A 1,064-nucleotide genomic window follows, 5' to 3' on the forward strand; every position below is an offset into this window, starting at 1 on the left:
CGCGGGCCCCCCGCCCACCGCCGACCACGTCACCCGGCTGATCTGTACGGAGTTGGCGGACCTCATCGGCCAACTGCCCCCGGAATCCGCACCCGTCCAGGTGTGCAAACTGGTCAACGGCTGGGACTAGACATGTCGACCCGCGCAGGGGCGGCAGGACCGACGGGAACGGACGGGCCGACAGGGCCGACAAAGCAGGCGGCGCCGGCGGGGTCGGTGGACGCCGCAGGAGAGGCGGAGCGCTCCCTGGGGGCGCCGGGCGTGATGCGTTTCCGGCTCCTGGGCCCGCTGGCCCTCGCGGACGGACCCGACACCGTCGTCCTCCAGCCCTCCAAGCCCGCGAACCTGCTCGCCGCGCTGCTCCTGCACGCCAACTCCACGGTCTCCGCCGAGTACTTGCAGCGCGCTGTGTGGGGCGAGGAGCAGCCCGCCACCGCCAGGGCCGCCCTCCAGACCTGCGTTCTGCGGCTCCGGCGGCTCTTCGCCAAGCACGGGGTCACCGGCGCCTCCATCGAGGCGGTGCCCGGCGGCTACCGGATCACCGCCGCACCGCACACCCTGGACCTCCTCGGCTTCCGCGAGCAGGTGCGCCGGGCGGCCCGCCTGGACCGGGACCCGGAGGCGGAGCTCTGCGCGCTCCGGGACGCCCTCTCGCTCTGGCAGGGCTCGCTGCTCGCCAACGTACGGTCCGTCGTCCTGCACCGCGACGAGGTGCCCCGGCTCGCGGAGGAACGGCTGCGCGCGGTCGAGCGGGTCTGCGACCTGCTGCTGGGGCTGGGGCGCTGCGGTGAGGCGCTCGTCGACCTGTGGACCGCTACGCGCGTATATCCGGGGCACGAGCGTTTCCACGAGCAGCTCATCGAGGCCCTCTACCGCAGCGGGCGCCAGTCCCAGGCCCTCGCCGAGTACCGCAGGGTCAAGGACTTCCTGCTGGAGGAGCTGGGCGTGGACCCCTCGCCCTCCCTGCGCCGCCTCGAACTGTCCATCCTGCGCGGCGAGGACCTCGGCTCCGCCGGCCCGACGGCCCCTCGCGTCATCCGGGGCGAGACCGTCCCCCTCCCGGC

At 74.2% G+C, this 1,064-nt stretch carries 1 protein-coding gene; it reads left to right on the top strand.

All coding sequences use genetic code 11. The features are described from left to right. Positions 1–264: 264 nt before the first annotated feature. The coding region (locus HET64_RS38505) for an AfsR/SARP family transcriptional regulator (RefSeq protein WP_215111862.1) at positions 265–1,064 on the top strand (800 nt) is incomplete at its 3' end.

It is taken from the genome of Streptomyces sp. McG3, from assembly GCF_018619185.1.
Lineage (GTDB): Bacteria > Actinomycetota > Actinomycetes > Streptomycetales > Streptomycetaceae > Streptomyces.